Source organism: Salaquimonas pukyongi (assembly GCF_001953055.1).
GTDB lineage: Bacteria > Pseudomonadota > Alphaproteobacteria > Rhizobiales > Rhizobiaceae > Salaquimonas > Salaquimonas pukyongi.
The window spans coordinates 3,328,688-3,350,787 of sequence record NZ_CP019044.1 but is presented as its reverse complement, the minus strand read 5'-3'; the positions used below and the strand labels follow the sequence as shown (position 1 = coordinate 3,350,787).

Annotated in this window: 21 protein-coding genes and 1 tRNA gene; 8 read left to right on the top strand and 14 right to left on the bottom strand. The window is 57.2% G+C overall.

From position 1 onward, the window contains the following. Positions 1-8: 8 nt before the first annotated feature. The 5 genes from BVL55_RS16150 to hmgA all read right to left on the bottom strand — a co-directional run bounded on the left by BVL55_RS16150 (position 9) and on the right by hmgA (position 5,386). Positions 9-1,628: an FAD-dependent oxidoreductase gene (locus BVL55_RS16150; protein WP_075997758.1), complete on the bottom strand. Its 1,620-nt coding sequence runs from the start codon at positions 1,626-1,628 to the stop codon at positions 9-11. Continuing rightward, the gene (locus BVL55_RS16145) at positions 1,625-1,930 is read right to left on the bottom strand and encodes a hypothetical protein (RefSeq protein WP_075997757.1); all 306 of its coding nucleotides are present in this window, start codon (positions 1,928-1,930) and stop codon (positions 1,625-1,627) included. Before BVL55_RS16145 ends, BVL55_RS16150 begins: the two co-directional genes overlap by 4 nt. Continuing rightward, the gene (locus tag BVL55_RS16140) at positions 1,927-2,877 is read right to left on the bottom strand and encodes an MBL fold metallo-hydrolase (protein ID WP_075997756.1); all 951 of its coding nucleotides are present in this window, start codon (positions 2,875-2,877) and stop codon (positions 1,927-1,929) included. The genes BVL55_RS16145 and BVL55_RS16140 overlap by 4 nt, the downstream gene beginning before the upstream one ends. Positions 2,878-2,962: 85 nt before the next feature. After that, entirely contained in the window at positions 2,963-3,985 is a 1,023-nt protein-coding gene (locus tag BVL55_RS16135) for a fumarylacetoacetate hydrolase family protein (protein ID WP_075997755.1), read from the bottom strand. 45 nt (positions 3,986-4,030) lie between these two features. Then, positions 4,031-5,386 (bottom strand): homogentisate 1,2-dioxygenase, encoded by a 1,356-nt coding sequence (hmgA, locus tag BVL55_RS16130; RefSeq protein WP_075997754.1) that lies wholly within the window; start codon positions 5,384-5,386, stop codon positions 4,031-4,033. 98 nt (positions 5,387-5,484) lie between these two features. Between hmgA and BVL55_RS16125 the strand changes: the two genes are divergently transcribed. Further along, a complete protein-coding gene (locus BVL55_RS16125) occupies positions 5,485-5,940 on the top strand; it encodes a MarR family winged helix-turn-helix transcriptional regulator (RefSeq protein ID WP_075997753.1) in 456 nt (151 codons plus the stop codon). 40 nt (positions 5,941-5,980) lie between these two features. Here the strand turns inward: BVL55_RS16125 and BVL55_RS16120 are convergent, their stop codons facing one another. Both BVL55_RS16120 and BVL55_RS16115 read right to left on the bottom strand, forming a co-directional pair. Then, positions 5,981-7,291, bottom strand: a complete 1,311-nt coding sequence (locus BVL55_RS16120; protein WP_075997752.1) for an NAD(P)/FAD-dependent oxidoreductase — start codon at positions 7,289-7,291, stop codon at positions 5,981-5,983. Between the two features lie 107 nt (positions 7,292-7,398). Next, complete coding sequence (locus BVL55_RS16115; protein WP_244530545.1) at positions 7,399-8,682, bottom strand: glutamine synthetase family protein; 1,284 nt, start codon at positions 8,680-8,682, stop codon at positions 7,399-7,401. A 249-nt stretch (positions 8,683-8,931) separates the two neighbouring features. On the opposite strand from BVL55_RS16115, the gene BVL55_RS16110 reads away from it, so the two are divergent. The 4 genes from BVL55_RS16110 (at position 8,932) to BVL55_RS16095 (ending at position 13,005) form a co-directional block, all read left to right on the top strand. After that, positions 8,932-10,020 (top strand): polyamine ABC transporter substrate-binding protein, encoded by a 1,089-nt coding sequence (locus BVL55_RS16110; RefSeq protein ID WP_075997751.1) that lies wholly within the window; start codon positions 8,932-8,934, stop codon positions 10,018-10,020. Positions 10,021-10,175: 155 nt separating this feature from the next. After that, the gene (locus BVL55_RS16105; protein WP_075998246.1) at positions 10,176-11,288 is read left to right on the top strand and encodes an ABC transporter ATP-binding protein; all 1,113 of its coding nucleotides are present in this window, start codon (positions 10,176-10,178) and stop codon (positions 11,286-11,288) included. A 14-nt stretch (positions 11,289-11,302) separates the two neighbouring features. Further along, positions 11,303-12,208 (top strand): ABC transporter permease subunit, encoded by a 906-nt coding sequence (locus BVL55_RS16100; protein ID WP_075997750.1) that lies wholly within the window; start codon positions 11,303-11,305, stop codon positions 12,206-12,208. After that, complete coding sequence (locus BVL55_RS16095) at positions 12,205-13,005, top strand: ABC transporter permease subunit (RefSeq protein WP_075997749.1); 801 nt, start codon at positions 12,205-12,207, stop codon at positions 13,003-13,005. The genes BVL55_RS16100 and BVL55_RS16095 overlap by 4 nt, the downstream gene beginning before the upstream one ends. 30 nt (positions 13,006-13,035) lie before the next feature. Here the strand turns inward: BVL55_RS16095 and BVL55_RS16090 are convergent, their stop codons facing one another. From BVL55_RS16090 to BVL55_RS16080, 3 genes are all read right to left on the bottom strand, one after another. After that, the gene (locus BVL55_RS16090) at positions 13,036-14,319 is read right to left on the bottom strand and encodes an O-acetylhomoserine aminocarboxypropyltransferase (RefSeq protein ID WP_075997748.1); all 1,284 of its coding nucleotides are present in this window, start codon (positions 14,317-14,319) and stop codon (positions 13,036-13,038) included. A 116-nt stretch (positions 14,320-14,435) separates the two neighbouring features. Next, the gene (locus BVL55_RS16085; protein WP_075997747.1) at positions 14,436-14,966 is read right to left on the bottom strand and encodes a CoA-binding protein; all 531 of its coding nucleotides are present in this window, start codon (positions 14,964-14,966) and stop codon (positions 14,436-14,438) included. Next, positions 14,963-16,609 carry an acyl-CoA synthetase gene (locus tag BVL55_RS16080; RefSeq protein WP_244530544.1) on the bottom strand — a complete coding sequence of 549 codons (1,647 nt, stop codon included), beginning with the start codon at positions 16,607-16,609 and terminating at the stop codon, positions 14,963-14,965. The genes BVL55_RS16085 and BVL55_RS16080 overlap by 4 nt, the downstream gene beginning before the upstream one ends. A 304-nt stretch (positions 16,610-16,913) precedes the next feature. Between BVL55_RS16080 and BVL55_RS16075 the strand changes: the two genes are divergently transcribed. The 3 genes from BVL55_RS16075 (at position 16,914) to BVL55_RS16065 (ending at position 19,992) form a co-directional block, all read left to right on the top strand. Beyond that, positions 16,914-17,918, top strand: a complete 1,005-nt coding sequence (locus BVL55_RS16075) for a C4-dicarboxylate TRAP transporter substrate-binding protein (RefSeq protein ID WP_075997745.1) — start codon at positions 16,914-16,916, stop codon at positions 17,916-17,918. Between the two features lie 68 nt (positions 17,919-17,986). Beyond that, positions 17,987-18,613: a TRAP transporter small permease subunit gene (locus BVL55_RS16070; RefSeq protein WP_075997744.1), complete on the top strand. Its 627-nt coding sequence runs from the start codon at positions 17,987-17,989 to the stop codon at positions 18,611-18,613. Then, entirely contained in the window at positions 18,610-19,992 is a 1,383-nt protein-coding gene (locus tag BVL55_RS16065) for a TRAP transporter large permease (protein WP_075997743.1), read from the top strand. Before BVL55_RS16070 ends, BVL55_RS16065 begins: the two co-directional genes overlap by 4 nt. A gap of 1 nt (position 19,993) precedes the next feature. Here BVL55_RS16065 and BVL55_RS16060 read toward each other — a convergent pair whose 3' ends face one another. The 4 genes from BVL55_RS16060 to BVL55_RS16045 form a co-directional block, all read right to left on the bottom strand. Next, on the bottom strand, positions 19,994-20,698 hold the full coding sequence (locus tag BVL55_RS16060) for a type 1 glutamine amidotransferase (protein WP_075997742.1): 705 nt from the start codon (positions 20,696-20,698) through the stop codon (positions 19,994-19,996). A gap of 76 nt (positions 20,699-20,774) precedes the next feature. Further along, positions 20,775-20,945, bottom strand: a complete 171-nt coding sequence (locus tag BVL55_RS16670) for a hypothetical protein (RefSeq protein ID WP_156892577.1) — start codon at positions 20,943-20,945, stop codon at positions 20,775-20,777. A 233-nt stretch (positions 20,946-21,178) separates the two neighbouring features. Further along, positions 21,179-21,254 (bottom strand) — tRNA-Ala (locus BVL55_RS16050). A gap of 170 nt (positions 21,255-21,424) precedes the next feature. Then, positions 21,425-21,901, bottom strand: coding sequence for a TIGR02300 family protein (locus BVL55_RS16045; RefSeq protein WP_075998245.1), 477 nt, complete (start codon positions 21,899-21,901; stop codon positions 21,425-21,427). Positions 21,902-22,100: the final 199 nt, after the last annotated feature.

Genomic DNA, 22,100 nt, shown 5'->3' with positions numbered 1-22,100 from the left:
GTCCTCCATCAGGAAGGGCGCCGGCATGAGGCAATTTCCATTGCCTGCCGTAGCGCTTCTTCATTCCAATAATCCCAGCGCGCTGCCACGTGCTGGTCGGGACGCATAAGGTAAACCGCGCCCTGCGCCTCTCCCAGATAGCGCTCGCGCAGAGCCGGGTTCTCTTTCGCAGAGAGCTGCAGCCGGCTGGCACAAATCCCACCGGTGCAAACAGACGCCGGCACATCGATATCGATTGCCAGGATTTGAAAACCATTGCCCAGTTTGCCAAGCAACCATTCATTGGAAGCTTCGCCCAGCGGGGCGTCCGGCGCTGGGCTGCCGGGCCGGGTGCGCGCCGGCATGGCAGCGCAATCGGGGCCGTTGAGCGGCGAAGCGTCATAGGTGCAGGGCACCGACAACCGCCCGGAATTCACCAGCGGACGCGCAAAGGCGTAGTGTTCGGAAAGATCGAGAACGGCATCGCGCAATATCCGGCTCATCTCGGACTTCGGCGTGATGAAGTCCGTCGACCGGCTGGAATTGAGTATGTTCTCGTCAGCTCCGTGGATGCGCTCGACGTCGTAGGTATCGAGCAGGCTTTCGGGCGCCAGACCCGCCATTACCAGTTTCAGCTTCCAGACCAGATTGTCGGTATCCTGAAGACCGGAATTTGCCCCACGCGCGCCGAAGGGGGAAACCTGGTGCGCCGAATCGCCGGCAAACAGCACCCGGCCATGGCGGAATTTCTCCATCCTGCGGCACTGGAAGGTATAGATCGAGACCCATTCAAGTTCGAACTCCGTCTCCGGTCCAAGCATCGCCTTAAGGCGCGGGATCACATTTTCCGGCTGTTTTTCCTTGTCCTTGTCGATGTCCCAGCCAAGCTGAAGGTCGATGCGCCAGACCCCGTCCGGCTGTTTGTGCAGCAGCGCCGACTGCCCCGGATTGAACGGCGGATCGAACCAGAACCATCGCTCTGTCGGGAAATCCGCTTCCATCATCACATCGGCGATCAGAAAATTGTCTTCAAACACACGTCCAACGAAATCGAGGCCCAGCATGCCACGCACCGGCGAGCCGGCGCCATCACAGGCTATCAGCCAATCTGATTCAAGCCGGTAGGGTCCGTCCGGGGTTTCAATGGTAAGCGAGACGTGATCATCCCTGGCGTCGACGGCTGTTACCCGGTTATTGCCACGCAGTTCGATGGGCTTTCCCTGTGCCTCGAGTTCGCGTACCCGGTCGACCAGGAACTTTTCAAAGTGATATTGCTGCAGGTTGATGAAAGCAGGGTTTTTGTGGCCGTCCTCCGGCAGCAGGTTGAATTCATAGACCTTGCGGTCACCGAAAAACACCTTGCCATTGTTCCAGGTGACCCCCTTGTCCACCATAACCTCGCCACATCCCAGCCGGTCGAGAATTTCCAGCGGCCGTTTGGCAAAGCAGATCGCCCGAGACCCGAAGGAGACCTTGTCGTTGTCATCCAGCACGACAACCGGAATATCCTGTTGTGCAAGGTCAATGGCGGCCGCCAGACCGATCGGCCCGGCGCCTACCACGATGACGGGGTGGCGAACCGGCTTTTTGCTGTCCTGATCGGCAGAGCGTTCATAGGGGTAAAGCGGCGTTTCGAAAATCCGTGTCATGACGGACGCAGCTCCAAAAGATACAGGATCAAGGCTGCTCCCAGCGCCACCAAGCCAAACACGATGGCTCCGGCATATACCTTGCCTGTCACGTCCCATGTCTGCGACCAGCTGTGCCTGCGATAAAGCCGTCTTCGCTCGGCGGCGGAGAGCTTATCGAAACCAGGCGGGAAGAGCCGCTTGTCTTTTGCGGCAATCATCTCGCGGCCTTTCTTGTGACGGTGAAAGGCAAGGGCAAAATAGCCGCCAAAGGCAATGACGATGGCGAAAATGGCCAGGATCTGCGATGGTGTCAGGTTCATCCCTGCAGCTGCTCCCACATTTCCTTGTCCCGCTCGGCCGTCCAGATGCGCGGGGTATCGATATCGCGGGCCTCGTCATAGGCACGGGCCACGTTGAACGGCAGGCAGTGTTCGTAAATCGCATAGTCGGAGAATTTCGGATCGCATTCGGCCCTGCAGGCATCCCATGCTTCCTTCAGTGGCCCGCCGCGCAGCGCAACCTGTGCCACCGGTCGGTAGGTCGAGCGAATGAAATCGGCGGTGTTGTCGAGCGCCTCGTTGACCTTCTCCTTGCCCGTCAGAGCATCCCCGCGGCCCGGTGCAATCGCATCGACATCCCAGGCACGTATTCGTTCCAGCGTCCCCGGCCAGTCGTGAAAATGACCGTCGCCGCAATAGCAGGCTGAATGATATTCCACGATGTCGCCGGTGAACATCACATTGGCATCAGGCACATAGGCGACGATATCGCCGGCCGTGTGGGCGCGGCCCATATGCATCAGGTCAATCCTGCGATTGCCCAGATAAACGCTCATCCGGCTGTTGAACGTGGTTGTCGGCCAGGTCAACCCCGGGATTTCCTCATGGCCCTTGAACAGACGCGGAAAACGGTCGAACTCGCTGTCCCAATCCTCCTGACCGCGCTCGACCACCATGGAACGCGCCTTTTCGCTCATGATCACCTGCGGCGCGTCAAAAGCGGAAGCTCCCAGTACGCGTACCGCATGATAATGCGTCAGCACCAGATGGGTAATCGGCTTGTCGGTAACCTCGCGCACCTTCTCGATCACCTTGCGGGCGAGCCTCGGCGTTGCCTGGGCCTCGATGATCATCACGCTGTCATCGCCGATGATCACGCCGGAATTTGGATCGCCTTCCGCAGTAAAGGCCCACAGATCGCGGCCGATCTCGGTAAAGGAGACCTGTTTTTCTGCCATATCACCAGCGGACGCGAATTGTTTGGTCATGCTACGAAGTCTCCTTGGTCAAAATTGATACAGGAGCCCTGCCATAGGATCCCCTGACGAGGTCCGGGTTGAGCCGTTCATTACGTTATCCGGCCTCTTCCACGCTCTGCTCGATTGCGCCGAAGATCGACTGGCCTTCCCTGTCCTGCATTTCGATCCTGACCGTATCGCCGAACGCCATGAAAGGCGTTGACGGCTTGCCGTCTGCGATCGTCTCGATCATGCGGATCTCCGCAATGCAGGAATAGCCGAGCCCACCATCTGAAACCGGCTTGCCGGGTGAACCGTCCTCACCCTTGTTGGACACCGTGCCGGAACCGATGATGGTGCCGGCGGCAAGGTTGCGTGTTTTGGCGGCGTGGGCAATCAACTGGCCGAAATCGAAGGTCATGTCGGCACCGGCATTTGCCCGCCCGAAAGGTGCGCCGTTGTAGTCGACCATCAAGGGCAGGGAGAGTTTGCCGCCATCCCAGGCGTCGCCAAGCGTTTGCGGGCTGACAGCTACCGGTGAAAAGGCCGAGGACGGTTTTGACTGGAAAAAGCCAAACCCCTTTGCCAGTTCTGCCGGAATCAGGCCGCGCAGGGAAACGTCGTTGACCAGCATGACGAGGCGGATTTTTTCCCGTGCTTCCTCAGGCGAAATGCCCATGGGCGTATCGTCGACGATAACCGCGACTTCGCCCTCCATGTCGATCCCCCAGGCGGGAACCGCATCGGCGGGAAAGCGGATCGGATCGCGCGGACCAAGAAACGTGTCGGATCCGCCCTGATACATTAGCGGATCGGTCCAGAAGGTTTCCGGCATCTCTGCATTGCGCGCCTTGCGCACCAGTTCGACGTGATTGACATAGGCAGAACCGTCCGCCCACTGATAGGCTCGGGGAAGCGGCGCCATGGCCTGGGTTTCGTCAAACGGATGACCGGCAATTTCACCGATCAGCAGCCGTTCGTATTCGGCCTGCAGGTCAGGGCCGCAGTCCGCCCAGCTGTCCAGCGCGGCCTGCAGCGTCGGTGCGATATGTGCCGCATCTGCAAACATCATCAAATCGTTCGACACCACGGCAAGCCTGCCGTCGCGGGTGCCATCCTTCAGCGTGGCAAGTTTCATGCTTACTCCGATACCATGGGGAAGTGAGAGCGTTGTGGGGCAGACTTATTTGATGCCGGGCGTACCATCGAACTTCTTGTCTATGTCCGACCAGCAGTCAATGTAGTCATCCTGCAAGGGCGCCTCTTTCGCCGCATATTCGGTAAGGTGCTGGGGAAAGCGGGTCTCGAACATGAAGCTCATCGTGTTGTCGAGCTTTTCGGGTTTCAATTCCGCGTTCGAGGCCTTCTCGAAAGCTTCCTTGTCCGGCCCATGGGGCAACATCATGTTGTGCAGGCTCATACCGCCCGGCACGAAGCCCTGCGGCTTGGCATCGTACTGGCCATAGATGTTGCCCATCAACTCGCTCATGATGTTTTTGTGGTACCAGGGCGGGCGGAAGGTATCCTCCATCACCATCCAGCGCTCACGGAACAGGACGAAGTCGATATTGGCCGTACCCGGCACGCCCGACGGGGCAGTCAGCACGGTGAAAATGGACGGATCTGGATGGTCGAACAGAATGGCGCCGACCGGGCAATAGTCGCGCAGATCATATTTTACCGGTGCGTAATTGCCATGCCATGCGACCACATCGAGGGGTGAGTGGCCGATTTTCGTTTCATGGAATTGCCCGCACCATTTGATGGTAACCGTGCTCGGCGCCTCGCGGTCTTCGTACCAGGCAACGGGTGTCTTGAAATCACGCCGGTTGGCCATGCAGTTGGCACCGATCGGGCCACGGCCCGGCAGTTCGAACTTCTGGCCATAGTTCTCGCAGACAAAGCCGCGCGCGGGACCTTCAACCAGCTCCACCCGGTAAAGCAGCCCGCGCGGCAGGATGGCGATTTCCTTCGGCTCCAGATCGATGATGCCGAGTTCGGTGCAAAAGCGCAGCCGGCCCTCCTGCGGCACAACCAGAATTTCGGAATCGGCCGAGTAGAAATAGCTGTCCACCATCGATTCGGTGACCAGATAGATGTGGGTGGCCATGCCAACCTGGGTGTTCACATCACCTGCCGTGGTCATGGTCCGCATTCCGGTCAGCCAGGTGAGATCCTCATCGCCATGGGGAACCGGATCCCAGCGGTACTGACCGAGGGAAACGACGTCAGGATCAACGTTCGGAGCCGATTTCCAGTACGGCAAGTCGATTTTCCTGTAGCGATGGGAATGCTTGACCGACGGGCGGATGCGATAGCACCAGGTACGTTCATTCTGATGGCTTGGTGCGGTAAAGGCGGTGCCCGTCAGTTGTTCGCCATACAGGCCGTAATTGCATTTCTGCGGGCTGTTCATTCCCTTTGGCAATGCGCCGGGCAAGGCCTCGGTTTCAAAGTCATTGCCGAAGCCGGGCATGTAGCCTTCCAGAATGGCGCTTTGCGTTGCCGCTTCGGTTTTCGGGCCGGTTTTGTCGAGCATCAAATCCTCCATGGGCCGGCAACACGGCCATCATTGCGAAGTTTTAAAAAATTAGTTACATCAGTAACTATCCAGAATGTAACTATCAAGGATAAAAAATGGCCCGCAATGAGCTGGAAGATTGTTTTGATCTGGAGACATTCCTTCCGTTCCGGCTTAACCGGGCAGCCGAACGCGCAAGTCTGGATTTTGCCAAGCTCTATCGCAAAGCCCATGGCATGACCCGTCCCCAATGGCGCACCCTGGCCAACCTCGGACAACACGGGCGCCTTACCGCCAGGCAGATCTGCAATCTTTCCATGCAGCACAAAACCAAGGTGAGCCGCGCCGTGGCGGATCTGGAATCACGCAAATGGCTCAAGCGCAGCGTCAATCCCGACGACCGCCGCGAAGAGTGGCTTGAACTGACGGCGGAAGGCAAAGCGGTTTTCAGGCAGCTCTCCTCGCTTGGCCGGGAGCAAGACCGCAAGCTGCGGCAAGCGCTCGGCGCCAAAAATGCAAGCGCGCTTGAGACTGCACTGAGTGCGCTGGAACAGCTTTCTGCAACCAACTGATGCTATTACAGCTAGAGCGTGTCCCGAATATCGAAACCGTCTACAGCCGGTCACGCAAGGAAAACCAGGTCATGGCGGCAACCAGCATGGGATAACGCAGCAGCGTTCCGCCGGGAAAACGCGGCGTATCCAGGTCAGCCATGAGATCAAAACGCGAGGCCTGGCCATCAACTGCTTCAGCCGCGATTTTTCCGGCAAGCGTGGCCAGTGCAACGCCATGCCCAGAATAGCCCGTACAGGCAAGAATGTTGCCCCGAACGCGCTGGAAAAGCGGCAGCCGCTTGACTGTCACGGCCAAAGTCCCGCCCCAGCCAAAGTCGATTTTGAGCGGTTCGGCCTGGGGAAAAATCTCCAGCATGGGCTTGCGGACAAATGCCTTGATGTCGGCGGGGAACCGGTAACCGTAGTTTTCCCCGCCACCAAACAGCAGACGGTTGTCATGGGTCATGCGGAAGTAATTGATGACGAACTTTGAATCGGCAACCGCTGCAGGCGACGGCAGGATCGCATCGCGTTGCGCCGGGGTAAGCGGTTCGGTAACGATGACGAAGTTGTTGATCGGCAAGACACGCTCTGCGATGCCCTTCTGCAGCATGCCAAGATAGCCGTTGCAGGCATAAAGAAGATGGCCGGCGCGGATTTCGCCCTGCCGGGTTTTGACCTTAATCTGATTGCCTTCCGTCACCGACAGAACTTCGGAATTTTCAAACAATACAGCACCGGCGTCTTCAGCCTGTTCGGCAATGCCAAATGTCAGTGCGAGTGGATTAAGGTGAAAGGCCCCCATGTCGAGGGTGCCGCCAAAATAGCTTTCGCTGCGCACCAGCTGGCGGAGCTCCTGCCGGTCGACAAAACGGACCTTGTCATAGCCATATTCGGCATTGAGCTTTTCGGCGTAGTCGCGGCTTTCTGCAACATAACGCGGTTTGTGATCTGCGTGCAGAATGCCCGCTTCGACATTGCATTCGAAGCGACTGCTGCCAGCCAGTTTGCGCACCAATGCCTTGGCTTCTTCGGCAACTTCCCAGTAGCGGTGGGCATTATCCCTGCCGTAGTGCTTTTCCAGATAATCCTGATCAAGGCGCTGTCCGGTTCCAACCTGCCCGCCATTGCGGCCCGACGCTCCCCAGCCGACGCGGTGCGCCTCAAGCACTGCCACATCATACCCGGCCCTAGAAAGATGCAGCGCCGCTGAAAGGCCGGTCAGTCCTCCACCAATAATGCACACATCAAATTCAGCACTGCCCGAAAAGGCCGGGCGGGAAGCCGGTGCACCGGTAATCGCCGCATACCAGGAAGCAGGAAACACTCCCTTCCGGTCATTTGAATGCAGTAGATTGATGCTGGTCATGAGGTATCCCGGCGGGTCTCACACATTGAGCAGCAAATGTTCGCGCTCCCAGGGGCTGATGACTTTCAGATAATCCTCGAACTCGCGGAACTTGGTGTGCTGGTACATCATGCAGAACTCCTCACCCAGCACCTTGCGCACTTCCTTGTGGCGGTCGAGCTGTTTAAGGCCTTCGAACATTTCGCGGGCAGGGCATGGGGCAGCGAATAGGCATCGCCCGATACGGCTTCCCGGGGCGCAACCTTGCGCGTCATGCCAAGATAGCCGCAGGCAAGACAGGCAGCCAGCGCTAGATAGGGATTGGTGTCCATGCCGACAACCCGGTTTTCCACCCGGCGCGCCTCGGGGCCGGAAGTGGGGATTCTCAGCCCGGTGGAGCGGTTGTCACACCCCCATTCAAGGTTGATCGGTGCAGAAACTCCCGGCACCAGCCGCCGATATGAGTTCACATAAGGTGCCAGCAGCGAGATCACGGAAATCAGATAATGCTGCTGTCCACCGATAAACCAGTGAAACAAATCGCTTGGACTGCCGTCAGGCTTGCTGAAAATATTGGTCCCCGTTTTGCGGTCAACCACCGACTGGTGAATGTGCATGGCACTGCCCGGCTCGTCCTCGATCGGCTTGGCCATGAAGGTGGCATAACAGTTGTGACGCAGTGCTGCCTCACGCACGGTGCGTTTGAAAAAGAACACCTGATCTGCAAGCAGCAGCGGATTGCCATGGTTGAGATTGATCTCGATCTGGCCTGCACCGCCTTCCTGGATGATCGTGTCGATTTCAATGCCCTGGGCTTCCGCAAAATCGTAGATCGTATCGATGACGGCGGTATATTCGTCGATGGCTGCGATGGAATAGGATTGACGGCCGGCGCCCTGGCGGCCGGAGCGGCCCACCGGGGGTTCCAGCGGAAAATCCGGATCGATGTTCGGCTTTGTAAGATAGAATTCCAGTTCAGGCGCCACCACGGGCTCCCATCCCTTGCGCTTGTAGAGATTGAGCACGCGCTTGAGCACATAGCGGGGTGAAAGCGGGACAGGGTCCCCGTCCAGCGTTTCCATGTCATGGATAATCTGAACGGTAACATCGTCGGCCCAGGGCGAGGCAACGGCAGTATGAAGATCCGGCACCAGAACCATATCGCGCTCGGTCCAGGATTCCTCGGTGTCGTAGTCGGAATATTCACCGGTGATTGTCTGATAGAAAATCGACACCGGGAGGAAGGAGCGCGTGGTTTCAATAAACTTGCGGGCCGGCATGACCTTGCCGCGGGCGATGCCCGCAAAGTCGCTGATGACGCATTCGACTTCCTCGACCCGGCGTCCGTTGAGCCATTCCCGGGCGGCTGCCGGCAAACCTTCGGCCCACTGATCGATTTGACTTTTATTCATGGTTTTTTCCAGGGACTGGGCCAGGGTGCGGAGTTGCGGCCGGTTAACAGACCGGTCGTCATAATCAACAATTCACTCTGCCTGTGCAAGGAAAACCGCCCATCCCGGCAAGGTGGCAATGACCGGCCATTATCGAAACGGTACTTGTCGCTTGCGGAAAAATCGTCTTAACTTCACCCGGGAGGGAGCTGCCAGGCAATGGCGGCTCGCTGCTGCCGAGAGCAGAAACAGCAACTAAGGTGTTACTCAATGAAGAACGCGATCAAACTCGCCGCATGGACAACCGCGATCTCCATGGCGGCTACGGCTTCGATGGCTGCGGAAGTGCGAATTTACAACTGGTCCGACTATATCGACGAATCGATATTGGAGGATTTCACAAAGGAAACCGGGATCGAAGTCACCTATGACGTTTTCGATTCAAACGAGGTTCTGGAAACCAAATTGCTGGCCGGTGGTACCGGTTACGACATTGTGGTTCCGACCGGCTCGTTTCTTTCCCGCCAGATCCAGGCTGGTGTGTTTCAGAAACTCGACAAGTCCAAACTGCCCAATCTGAAAAACATGTGGGATGACGTTGCTGCGCAGACCGCCAAATACGATCCGGGCAACGAATATTCCATCAACTACATGTGGGGCACGACAGGCATTGGCTACAATGTGGGCAAGGCAAAGGAAATCCTGGGCACCGATACCATCGATTCCTGGGATGTGATTTTCAAACCGGAGCTGATTTCAAAGTTCAAGGATTGCGGCGTGCATCTGCTGAATGCACCTGATGAGCTTATTCCTGCCGCACTCAACTGGATGGGTATCGATCCCAACACATCCGATCCTGACGATCTGGCCAAGGCGGAAGAAGCCCTCATGGCGATCCGGCCTTATGTGCAGAAATACCATTCTTCCGAGTATATCAATGCGCTGGCAAATGGCGATATCTGCCTGGCCGTCGGCTGGTCCGGCGACGTGCTGCAGGCCCGCGATCGTGCCGATGAGGCCGACAATGGCGTTGAGGTTGCATATTCCATTCCCAAGGAAGGTGCGCTGATGTGGTTCGACCAGATGGCCATTCCGGCGGACGCCCAGAATGTTGAGGAGGCCCACGCTTTCCTCGACTACATCATGCGGCCCGAGGTGATCGCCAAGGCGTCGAACTATGTCTATTACGCCAATGGCAACAAGGCATCGATGGAGCTTCTGGAAGAGGACCTGATCACCGATCCGGGTGTCTATCCCACGGAAGAGGCAACCAAGGGCCTGTACACGAAGCTGGCGTATGATCCGAAGACCCAGCGCGTTGCGACCCGCCTGTGGACCAAGGTCACCACCGGCCAGTAAAAGACCGGCCACGGGTCCGGAAGCCACTTCCGGACCCGTTGTTTTTCCGGGGTTATTGCAGCGGGGTTTATGTGGCCACTTCCAAAAAAACGCCGGCAAAGGGCGGCGCCGGTTCCAAAGATGGCAAGCCGGGTGAAAATGCCGCGCGCTCATGGCTGAGTGAAGATGCGGTTCCGATCGTTGAATTCCGAGACGTCACCAAACAATTCGGTGACTTTACCGCCGTCGATAATGTTTCCCTGAAGGTGTTTCCCGGCGAGTTTTTCGCCCTGCTGGGACCGTCAGGATGCGGCAAATCCACCTTGTTGCGCATGCTTGCAGGCTTTGAGACACTAACCGGCGGGACGATCCTGCTGGATGGCAAGGACATCGCATCCACACCGCCCAATCTGCGGCCGGTGAACATGATGTTTCAGTCCTATGCGCTTTTTCCCCATCTGACGGTTGCCCAGAACATTGCCTTCGGACTGAAGCGCGCAGGCATGGAGAAGGGGGCCGTTGAAGAGCGCACCAACGAAATGTTGCGGCTGGTGAAGATGGAACAATTCTCCGCCCGCAAGCCCCATCAGATGTCCGGCGGCCAGCGCCAGCGCGTGGCGCTTGCCCGCTCCCTGGCCCGCAATCCCAAGCTTCTGCTGCTGGACGAGCCGCTGGGTGCGCTCGATGCCAAGCTTCGTGAATCGACACAGTTCGAACTGGTCAACATCCAGGAAAAACTCGGTACGACCTTCATTATCGTCACCCACGACCAGGAAGAGGCGATGACGGTGGCAACCCGCATCGGCGTCATGGATCATGGCATTCTGGCTCAGGTCGATACCCCTGCCGACATTTACGAAAACCCCAAATCGCGTTTCGTTGCCGACTTCATCGGCGATGTAAACCTGATTGAAGCCAAGGTTGGCGGGGCAAAGAAAGCAGAGGGCGAGGATTGTATCCGTTTCACCGTTGACGGCTATAAACAGGAATTTACCGCACGATCCACTGAACCGCTGGCCAAGGGCAGCAAAGCCCATCTTGCCATCCGGCCGGAAAAGATCACCATTTCCAAAAACAAGGATGCAAAGGCGGTCAATCAGATCGAAGGTGTGGTCGACGACATCGCCTATGTGGGCAATCTGTCGACCTATCATGTCCGGCTGGCAAACGGGTCTGTCATCAAGGCACAGGAAGCGAACCGAAGGCGCATTTCAAACCGGCAAATCACCTGGGAAGACAAGGTCTGGCTTTCCTGGACAGCGGGCGCAGGCCTGCTGCTGGCCAACTGACGGGGAGAGGCCGGATGGACGGAAAATGGCGCAGGTTTCTTCTGATAGGCACACCCTATCTGTGGCTGTTGCTGTTCTTCCTGGCCCCGTTTGTAATCGTCCTGAAAATTGCCCTGTCCGATGCGGCAATTTCCATTCCGCCCTACACGCCGCAGTTTGACCTTTCTGCCGGCTGGCCCGGTATCGTCAATTTCTTCTCGAACCTCGATTTCGAGAATTTCAAATGGCTGATTGACGATTCCCTGTACATCAATTCCTATATTTCGAGCCTGAGCATTGCCTTCTTCTCCACCCTTCTGGCGCTGCTGGTCGGCTTTCCGTTTGCCTATGCCATGGCGAAGGCACCCGACAATTGGCGGCCCCTGCTGCTGATGCTGGTCATCCTGCCGTTCTGGACGTCGTTTCTGATCCGCGTCTATTCCTGGATCGGCATTCTCAAGACAGAGGGTCTGCTCAACCAGTTCCTGATGTGGCTGGGGGTCATCAACGATCCGATGATCATCCTCAATACCAACACAGCGGTCTATATCGGCATCGTCTATTCCTATCTGCCCTTCATGATCCTGCCGATTTATTCAACGCTTGAGAAAATGGATGAGTCCCTGCTTGAAGCGGCCATCGATCTTGGCTGCAACCGGTTCTCGGCCTTCTGGCTGGTAACCGTGCCGCTGGCGCTTCCCGGCATCATTGCAGGCTGTTTTCTGGTGTTCATTCCGGCCGTCGGCGAATTCGTCATTCCCGATCTTCTGGGTGGCACCGAAACGCTGATGATCGGCAAGACATTGTGGAACGAATTCTTCTCCAACCGCGACTGGCCGGTTGCCTCCGCCGTCGCCATCGTCCTGCTCCTGTTGCTGGTGATTCCTATTCTGGTCTTCCAGCGGCTGCTTGAGCGCCAGCAGGAGGCAGAAGCACGATGAGACGGTTTTCCTGGTTCAATGCGACGTCCCTTACTTTCGGCTTTGCCTTTTTGTACCTGCCCATACTTCTGCTGATCATCTACTCGTTCAACGCGTCCAAACTGGTAACAGTGTGGGGCGGGTTTTCGGTCAAATGGTATGCGGAACTGATGCGCAACGATGCGATGCTGGATGCTGCCTGGGTGACCCTGCGCGTCGCCTTTTTCTCTGCAGGCCTTGCTGCCGTATTGGGAACCATGGCAGCGCTGGTGCTGGTGCGTGCAGGAAGGTTCAGAAGCCGGACACTGTTTTCAGGCATGGTCTATGCACCGCTGGTCATGCCGGAAGTCATTACCGGTCTTTCCCTGCTGCTGTTGTTCATCTCGCTCAACCTTGACCGCGGCATGCTGACGGTGACGCTGGCACACACCACCTTTTCCATGTGTTATGTCGCTGTAGTGGTCTCCTCGCGGCTTGTATCCTTCGACCGGTCCCTGGAGGAAGCCGCCCTCGACCTGGGCGCATCGCCGCTTGATGCGTTTTTCTCCGTCACGCTGCCGATCATCGCGCCGGCGGTTATCGCCGGCTGGCTGCTGGCGTTCACCCTGTCGCTGGACGATCTGGTGATTGCCTCGTTCAACACCGGCCCGGGCGCCACGACCCTGCCTATCAAGATCTATTCGGCCGTACGGCTCGGTGTCTCACCGGAAATCAACGCCCTTTCGACCATTCTCATCTGCGTGGTATCGCTTGGCGTTATCCTGGCATCGCTTGCCGACAAGCGGCTTGCGAAAACCCGAAACGAGCGGGCGGGGTGATTGATTGCAGCCGGACGGGAGCGGTCTTTTTCAGACTTCCGCCAGAGCCTGTTCCAGATCGGCAATGATGTCGGCAACGTCCTCGACCCCGATGGAAAGCCGCACCACTTCCGGTCCGGCACCGGCGGCCGCTTTCTGCTCATCCGTCAACTGGCGGTGGGTGGTGGAAGCCGGATGAATAATCAGGCTTTTTGAATCGCCGATATTGGCGACATGCGACAACAGTCCGGTGGACGAAACCAGCTTGACGCCTGCTTCATATCCGCCCTTCACACCAAACGTGAACACGGAGCCTGCCCCCTTGGGCAGATATTTGCCTGCTAGTTCGTGACAGGGGTCGGATTTCAGTCCGGCATAGCGTACCCAGTCAACCTTGTCGTGCGCCTCCAGCCATTCTGCAACAACCTGCGCATTGTCGCAGTGCCGTTGCATCCTGAGCGGCAGGGTTTCGATCCCGGTTGCAATGAGGAATGCATTGAACGGAGATATCGCTCCCCCCAGGTCGCGCAGGCCCAGTACCCGGCAGGCAATGGCAAAGGCGAAATTGCCGAAGGTCTCTGCCAGCACCATGCCCTGATATTCAGGACGCGGTTCCGACAGCATGGGGTAGCGGCCCGATGCCAACCAGTCGAAGGTGCCGCCGTCGATGATGATGCCGCCCATGGAATTGCCATGGCCGCCCATGAACTTGGTCAGCGAATGCACCACAATATCGGCGCCGTGTTCAATCGGGCGGCACAGATAGGGGGTGGCAAGGGTATTGTCGACAATCAGCGGCACGCCGGCGGCTTTTGCCACTTTCGATACGCGCTCGATGTCGATCACCACACCACCCGGATTGGCAAGACTTTCAATGAAGATCGCCTTGGTCTTGTCGCTGACTGCTTTCTTGAGTGCTTCTTCATCCTCCATATTCACCCAGACCACCTTCCAACCGAAGTTCTGGAAGGAATGGTTAAACTGGTTGATCGAACCACCATATAGTTTGTCCGATGCAATGAACTCATCACCAGGCCGTAGCAGTGTATGAAAAACACCGAGTTGTGCCGCGTGACCGGAAGCAACGGCAAGCGCTGCGGTTCCCCCTTCAAGGGCAGCAACCCGCTCTTCCAGCACAGCGGTCGTCGGATTGGTGATCCTGGTGTAGATGTTGCCGAAGGCCTGCAGGCCAAACAGCGCTGCGGCCTGATCCACGTCGTCAAAGACGAAACTCGTTGTCTGGTAGATGGGCGTTGCCCGCGCTCCGGTCGCTGCATCGGGCGCCGAACCGGCATGAACTGCGAGGGTTGAAAATCCGGGTTGCGTATCGCTCATGGGAGGCTCCGTACAAAAACACAGGAATCAGATTTGATTACTTATCCGGCAACAGGCGGCAAAGAACAACAATGCCATTTCAATCTGATGCCCCAGAGAGGAAACAATTTCCCTTGTCAGGACTTTTCCTGCCGCGTGATGGCAAAGCGCTGAAATCCCTGCTGCAATTTCGGCTTTCTGGCAGAGATCACGTTGGAAGCAACACCGGCCCAGCCTATCTCACCGCAAAGGCGGGCATATTCGATTTTCGGACACCGGTTCATGACCACTTTCACACCCTTTGCCTCGGCCATCGCCGCTGCTTCATCATTGCGTACAGACAATTGCATCCAGATCACCTTGGGCAGAGGCTCAAGGGCCAGCGCTTCTTCGACCACGCCCTTGGCGGCTTCGGAGTTGCGGAAGATGTCCACCATGTCGACCGGACGGTCGATATCGCCAAGGGAAGCAAACGTCATGCATCCCGCGATTTCCCGTCCGGCATGGCCGGGATTGACAGGGATAACGTCATAACCTTTCGAGATCAGGTATTTCAGCACGAAATAGGATGGCCGCACCGTGTTGGCACTGGCGCCGACAACGGCGATGGTTTTCACTTCGTCCAGGATGCCGCGGATATAGGTGTCCTCATAGCGGTCGTGGTTCATTCCTGTCCCTTGCCGTTACCGAGTGCCTTCGCCTGTTCGCGCAGCACGAATTTCTGGATCTTGCCTGTTGATGTCTTCGGCAAATCGCCGAAGGCGATTTTTGCCGGCAGCTTGAAACGGGCCAGATGCTGGTTGCACCATGCCATCAGTTCCTCTTCTGTGATAGCCGCACCCGCTGCCGTTTCGACAAAGGCACAGGGCCGCTCACCCCACTTTTCATCCGGCATCGCCACCACTGCCGCAGCGCTGACCGAAGGATGCTTGTAGAGAACATCCTCCACTTCAATGGAGGAGATGTTTTCGCCGCCGGAGATGATGATGTCCTTGGAACGGTCCTTCAACTGGATATATCCGTCGGGATGCCATACGGCGAGATCGCCGGTGTGGAACCAGCCGCCCTCGAATGCTTCCTTCGTGGCTTTCGCGTTCTTCAAATAGCCCTTCATCACCACATTGCCGCGCATCATGACTTCGCCAAGGGTTTTTCCATCCCTCGGCACTTCAGCCATGGTTTCAGGATCGCGCACGCTCAACCCTTCCAGTGCGAGGTACCGCACGCCCTGGCGTGCCTTGAGTGCTGCCTGCCTTTGGGGGTCGAGATCATCCCATGCCGCATTCCAGTCATTGACGACTGCCGGGCCATAAACTTCGGTCAGCCCGTAAAGATGGGTCACATTGAAGCCTGCTTCCTTCATGTCGGCAAGCACGCGTTCGGGCGGCGGAGCGGCCGCCGTCATGAACTCGACGCTTTGCGGAAGTTCGCGCTTGTCTTCCTTCGCCGTGGAAAGGATGGTCGACATGACGATGGGCGCACCGCACATATGGGTAACGCCATGATCGGCAAGGGCATCCCAGATCGGTTTTTGCCGAACAGCCCGCAGGCAAACATGGGTTCCGGCAAGCGCAGACAGCGTCCAGGGAAAGCACCAGCCATTGCAGTGGAACATTGGCAGGGTCCAAAGATAGACAGCATGTTTTGGCATGGAGGCCGTCAGCGCATTGCCCTGGGCAAGCAGTGCCGCACCCCTGTGATGATAAACAACGCCTTTCGGATTGCCGGTGGTGCCGGAAGTATAGTTGAGGGAAATAGAATCCCACTCATCCTTTGGCCACAACCACTCAAAGTTGGGATCGCCTTCGCCAAGCAGGGCTTCATAGTCAAGTTTTCCGGGCAGTTCACCATCGTGCGGGAACTGCGGATCGTCATAGGCGATGACTTCAGGTCTGTTTTCAGCCAGTGCCAGCGCCTCGCCCATGGTCGATGCAAATTCACGGTCGACAACAACCAGCCTGCTCTCACTGTGATCGAGCTGGAAGGCGATGGTTGCCGGATCAAGCCGCGTGTTCATGGAGTGAAGCACAGCGCCGGCCATGGGAACACCATAGTGCGCTTCGAGCATGGGCGGCGTGTTGGACAGCATGACCGAGACGGTATCTCCCCGGCCAATACCGCGCCTGGACAGTGCGGATGCAAGTTGGCGCGCACGGTCATAGAATGTCCGGTAAGAAATCCGCATACCGCCATGGATGATGGCCGTGTGGCCTGGAAAGACGCTTGCCGCCCGTTCGAGAAACTGCAGCGGCGTCAGCGGCTGAAAATTCGCCTCATTGCGGTCCAGCTCGGTATCGTAAGAGTTGGTCAAGTAAACGCCTCCCAATCCTGTTCCCGCGCTGCCTGTACGGGCATTGCTCCGTAAAACCGGCGCAGCAACCTTGCCTACCACCCACATTCAGTTGCTCATGGCCGGGCTCCCATGGTTTCATCCGTTTTATAATCACTGGCGGCGGCTGGCGCCATGAAATGTTACAGTGACCGGCCGGCATGGAGAAAGCAGCCACCTAATCGTGCATTGCGCAAGTTTGATCTCCCTGACGGCTCGAAGGTTGCGGGTTTGAATTTCACGAAAGAACCGCTAAGTTCACAACTGGAAATTTCGGGAGGAAATCATGAAAACAATTCAAAAAACACTTTTGGCATCCACCGTGCTGGCTTTTTCGGCGACACAGGTGCTTGCGGTAGAATGGAACGTTTCCCTCTGGGGCAAGCGGCGCGCGTTCACAGAACATGTCGAAAAGCTCGCCGAACTGGTCAAGGAAAAGTCCGGTGGCGAGTTCACCTTGAACATCTCCTATGGCGGATTGTCGAAAAACCGGGAAAATCTGGACGGCATCTCTGTCGGCGCGTTCGAAATGGCGCAGTTCTGCGCAGCCTATCACCCCGACAAGAACCCGACCCTGATGGTGCTTGATCTGCCGTTCCTCGGTGTTGAGACCCTGAAGCAGGAGGGCGATCTCGACATGGCGCTTTATCAGCATCCGGAAGTGATCAAGGATCTGGCGCGCTGGAATGCCACCATCATCATGGCCTCGCCACTGCCACAGTATAACCTTGCTGGTGTTGGTGATGCGCCGTCGACCCTTGACGACTTCAACGGGCTGCGGGTTCGCGCCACCGGCGGGATGGGCGAAGCCTTCAAGAAAGTTGGTGCCGTTCCTACTTCGGTGACCTCTTCGGAGGCTTACACCGCGCTTGAGTCCGGTGTGGTGGATGCCGTGGCGTTTGCGCCGCATGCCCATCTTTCGTTCCGCACGATCGAAATCGCCGATTGGTGGACGACCAATCTCAATCCCGGAGCGGTCAATTGTCCGGTGGTTGTCAACAACGATGCCCTGGCAGCATTGCCGGACGAGCACCGTGAAGCGCTGATGTCTTCCATTCCGGCAGCCATGGAGCGTTATTACGAAGCTTACCAGGAAGTCTATGACAAGTGGGATCCGGCTCTGGAAAAGAACGGGGTGGAGAAAATCACGCTGCCGGACGAAGTGGTCAGCGGCCTGCAGGAAGCTGCTGCCGGACCGGTGCGCGATGAATGGATCGCGGCCAATGAAGGCAAGATCAAGGCTCAGGAGCTTTACGACTTCGTCAAGTCCAAACTGGCTGAGATGAAATAGCAATGGAGCATTTGGGCTGCGGCATCATCTAGCTGCGGCCCTGCTCCGGCATTTCTTCCGGCCAGAAGATGTCCGCCCACTCCGTTCATTCCGATGACAGCGCGGTAAGCCGCGCCGACCGCTGGCTGTTTCGAATCGAAGGCTGGATGGCGCTGGCTGGCGGCGTTGCCATTCTCGGCGCGATGATTTTATCCGTCGTCAACATTCTTGGCCGCAAGTTCCTCAACTGGCCGGTTCCGGGTTATGTGGCGATCATGTCCCAGATCATGCCGGTCATGGCATTCATGGGCATTGCGTATTGCCAGCGTCTTGGCAGTCACATCCGCATGGACATTGTGGTCGGCACACTGAAGGGCCGGGTGTTGTGGATCGCGGAGTTGGCCGGGATCGCGCTGATGGCCGTTTTGACCATCGCGCTGGTCTACGGATCTTTCGATCATGCAATACGCGCCTTCACCCTCGGCGATACCACAGACGACATGAACATCCCCACTTGGCCGGTGAAAATGCTGGTGCCGGTAATGTTCTGTTTTCTGCTTGCCCGCTTTGCACTGCAGAGCTGGGCATACTGGCTTGCAATCCGGTCCGGGGAAGATGAGCCGGTTGCGGTTCCATTGATCGAGGATGCCGCCACCCAGGCAATGAACGAGGCTGAGACGGTTTCCGGACAGGCCGACGACGAGGTTACCAAATGACCGCGATGGAAGTCTGCCTGCTGTTGGCCGGGGTACTGATTGTTCTTGTGATCATTGGTGTGCGCGTTGCCTTTGCCACTGCGCTGGTCGGCATGGTGGGGCTATTTTCCTTTTACGCCTTCGAAAAGGGATATCCCCTTGACCGGGCATTCATCATCACCCTGAAACTGGCCGGGCAGGTTCCCCACTCGAAAACCGAAAGCCATGTTCTGGCGCTGATTCCAACCTTCATTCTGATCGGGTATCTGGCCTATTTTGCAGGGTTCACAAAAGCACTGTTCGAGGCGGCCAAACGCTGGGTCGGCTGGCTTCCGGGCGGGCTTGGCGTTGCAACCGTGTTTGCAACGGCAGGATTTGCTGCCGTGTCCGGCGCCTCGGTGGCAACCTCGGCGGTATTTGCCCGCATTGCCATCCCTGAAATGCTGAAGGTCGGCTACGACAAGCGCTTTGCCGCCGGTGTCGTTGCAGCCGGGGGCACGCTGGCTTCGTTGATACCGCCTTCCGCCATCCTCGTCATATACGCCATCATTACCGAAAGTTCGGTCGGCAGGCTGTTGATGGCCGGCTTTCTGCCCGGACTTGTATCTGCGCTCATCTACGCTGCACTGATTATCCTGATGGCAACCATGCGCAAGGACATGGGGCCGGCGGTCAAGGGGTACAGCTGGAAGGAACGCCTGGTTTCGGTGCCGGGCACGCTTCCCATTCTTTTTGTCGTTTTCATCATCATCTACTGCATCTATGCGGGATGGGGTACGCCCACGGAGGCAGGTGCCCTTGGCGCATTCGTCGTGCTGGTCATGTCGCTTGCAAAAGGTACCAATTGGACCCAGTTGCGCGGCGCCCTGCTTGAGAGTGCCAAGCTGACTGCCATGATTTTCACCATGATCTGGGGCGTGCTGATCTATGTGCGCTATCTGGGCTTTGCAGACCTGCCCGGCGCCTTTGCCGGCTTCATCACCGGTCTTGACCAGCCGGCAATCGTCACCCTGCTGTTCATCCTTGCGGCCTATGTCATCCTGGGCATGTTCATGGATGCAATCGGCATGCTGATCCTGACCCTGCCGATCACGTTTCCCGCTGTCATTGCGCTTAATGGCGGCCCGGATGTCAGTTATGCGGATTCAGCCCTCGGCATGTCCGGCGAGAACTGTGCTGTGTGGTTCGGGATCATCGTGGTCAAGATGGCGGAGCTGTGTCTCATCACGCCGCCGATCGGGCTCAACTGCTTCGTCGTGGCCGGCGTGCGCCCCGACATTTCGGCGCAGGACGTCTTTCGCGGCGCTTCACCGTTTTTCATCGCGGATGTGATTACGGTCGGCGTCCTGATCGCCTTTCCACAGATAGTGCTGTGGCTGCCCAACGTGCTGCTGGGTTAGGTCAGGCAGCCTGGCTCGCCCTTGCCTTGAGGAAGAAATCGGCAAGCTGTTGAGCGATTTTGTCAGAGTCGTTCTTTTCTTTCACCGAACTGAGCGCGGCGTTGCCTTGTTCTTCCGGAAAGGCGACCCCGGAACGGGTTACGATCAGGTCGCGCAGATACTGCGTCGAAAACTCTGGATGCGGCTGAAAGCTGATGGCCTTTATTCCGTTTGCCCCGGGATAGGCGAGACCGGCATTGGCGCAGAAATCCGTCGAGGCGATTACTTCGGCAGCCTCCGGTTTTTCGACCACCTGGTCCTGATGCAGGGCCAGCAACTCGATTTCCTCTTCCCCCATTTTGTAAACGGTTTGCCCAAGACCCCACCCGCCGGGAAATTTGACAACCTTTCCCCCAAGTGCCTGTGCGAGAATCTGGTGACCGAAGCATATTCCGGCAAGCGGCACTTCAGCGGCATAGGCTTTCCGAATGAAGGCTTCCAGTGGCGGAATAAAGGCATGATCTTCATAGGCGCCGTGGCGCGATCCGGTGATCAGCCAGGCATCAGCGCTGTAAATACTGTCGGGAAGTTCATTGTCGACCACGGCCCAGGTTTCAAAAGTGAAACCATGACCGGAAAGCATCCGTTCGAACATGGCCGGATATTCGCCATGTTGTTTCACCAGATCTTCCGGCACATGGCCGGTTTGCAAAATGCCGATTTTCATCGCCAGCTTCCATTCAGGGCAATTTGTTCAATTTGTCCTTATGTGGTCCAGCCAGTCATGCCTTGCAAGTAAAATGTCAGCTTTCCGGCGGCACAAGAAAACAGGTAACGACCAGATTGCCGGAAGTGTCGCCCCAGTGGGCGTTTTCGCAGACATGAAAGTGCCCGTCCGGTGAAGGCCGCACCCTCGGGCTCTTGAAGGCTATGCGCTTGTCCCGCCAAACATAATATCCAGGCCCGAGCGACACTTCACGGCGATCCAGTTGACGGCAATCGCGGTTATTGCAGCAATCGGGCGGGTAAGGGTGGCCTGAGGCAGCCTGATGTGCATCAGAGTGAAAGGGTGTGCCGGCAAGCGGAAAAACAACAAGCAAAGCGGGAATGGCGCGGTCAAGCCTCATGCACCGTAATTTAGGGCATCGATGGGATTTGGAAAGGAATGCCGCCGCAAAAAGCGGCTTTCTTGTAAACCGGAGGAATTTGGTGGAGCTAAGCGGGATCGAACCGCTGACCTCTTGCATGCCATGCAAGCGCTCTCCCAGCTGAGCTATAGCCCCACAAACAGGCCTGCCCGAAGGCAATCTGGCCAAGTGGCGGAAACCGATCCTGCCGGTTTCCTTTCAAGGCCGTTGCAATACCGCTCCGGCCAATTCAAATCAAGACTTAATGCACTGCTACGCCGAATTTCACTGCGGATCAGGCTTTGCCGCCAGACCGTCAAACGCGGTTACAGATCCTCGTCATCCTTGGCGGGGACCACGCCTGCGATGGGCGTATCGTCATCTTCGTCATCGTCGAGGAAGATGTCGTCTTCTGCGGCGTCGTCATCTTCGTCATCGTCCAGTTCAACATCCGGAATTTCGGGAATATCGTCATCCGTTACATCATCGGACGTAGTGATTTCGCCATCTTCGTCATCATCATCGTCTTCGGAATCCTCCAGGCTGACAATTTCAACGGCGGTCTCTTCCTCCAGTTCGCCCTCTTCCTCGTCAACCTTCTCGGCTTCCTCCTCCTTCGGCGCCTTTGCCTCCGGCTCCGCCTGCTCCTTCTTCACCTTCGTCACGCTGGCGGTTTCCAGAAAGAAGGAGAGCGGGTAGCTTTTTCCTGAATAGGGAGAAACCACCGGATCCTTGTTCAGGTCATAGAACTTGCGTCCGGTATCCGGACACACCCGTTTGGTTCCTAGTTTGTCTTTAGCCACGGTCAGCCTCTTTCTGCCAAAGGGATACAAACGCAAATGAAGGGGAACAAATCGCGCTTCCCATACAGCCCTCTGCATTTCCTGTCAAAACCAAATTTCAACAAGGGATTATCGCCTGTTTGCAGCGCCGTTCATAAGCCGTTTGGCCGCAAAAAGGCCGGGTGACGCGGCACCAAAGCTGTGATAGGTCAGCCGCGGT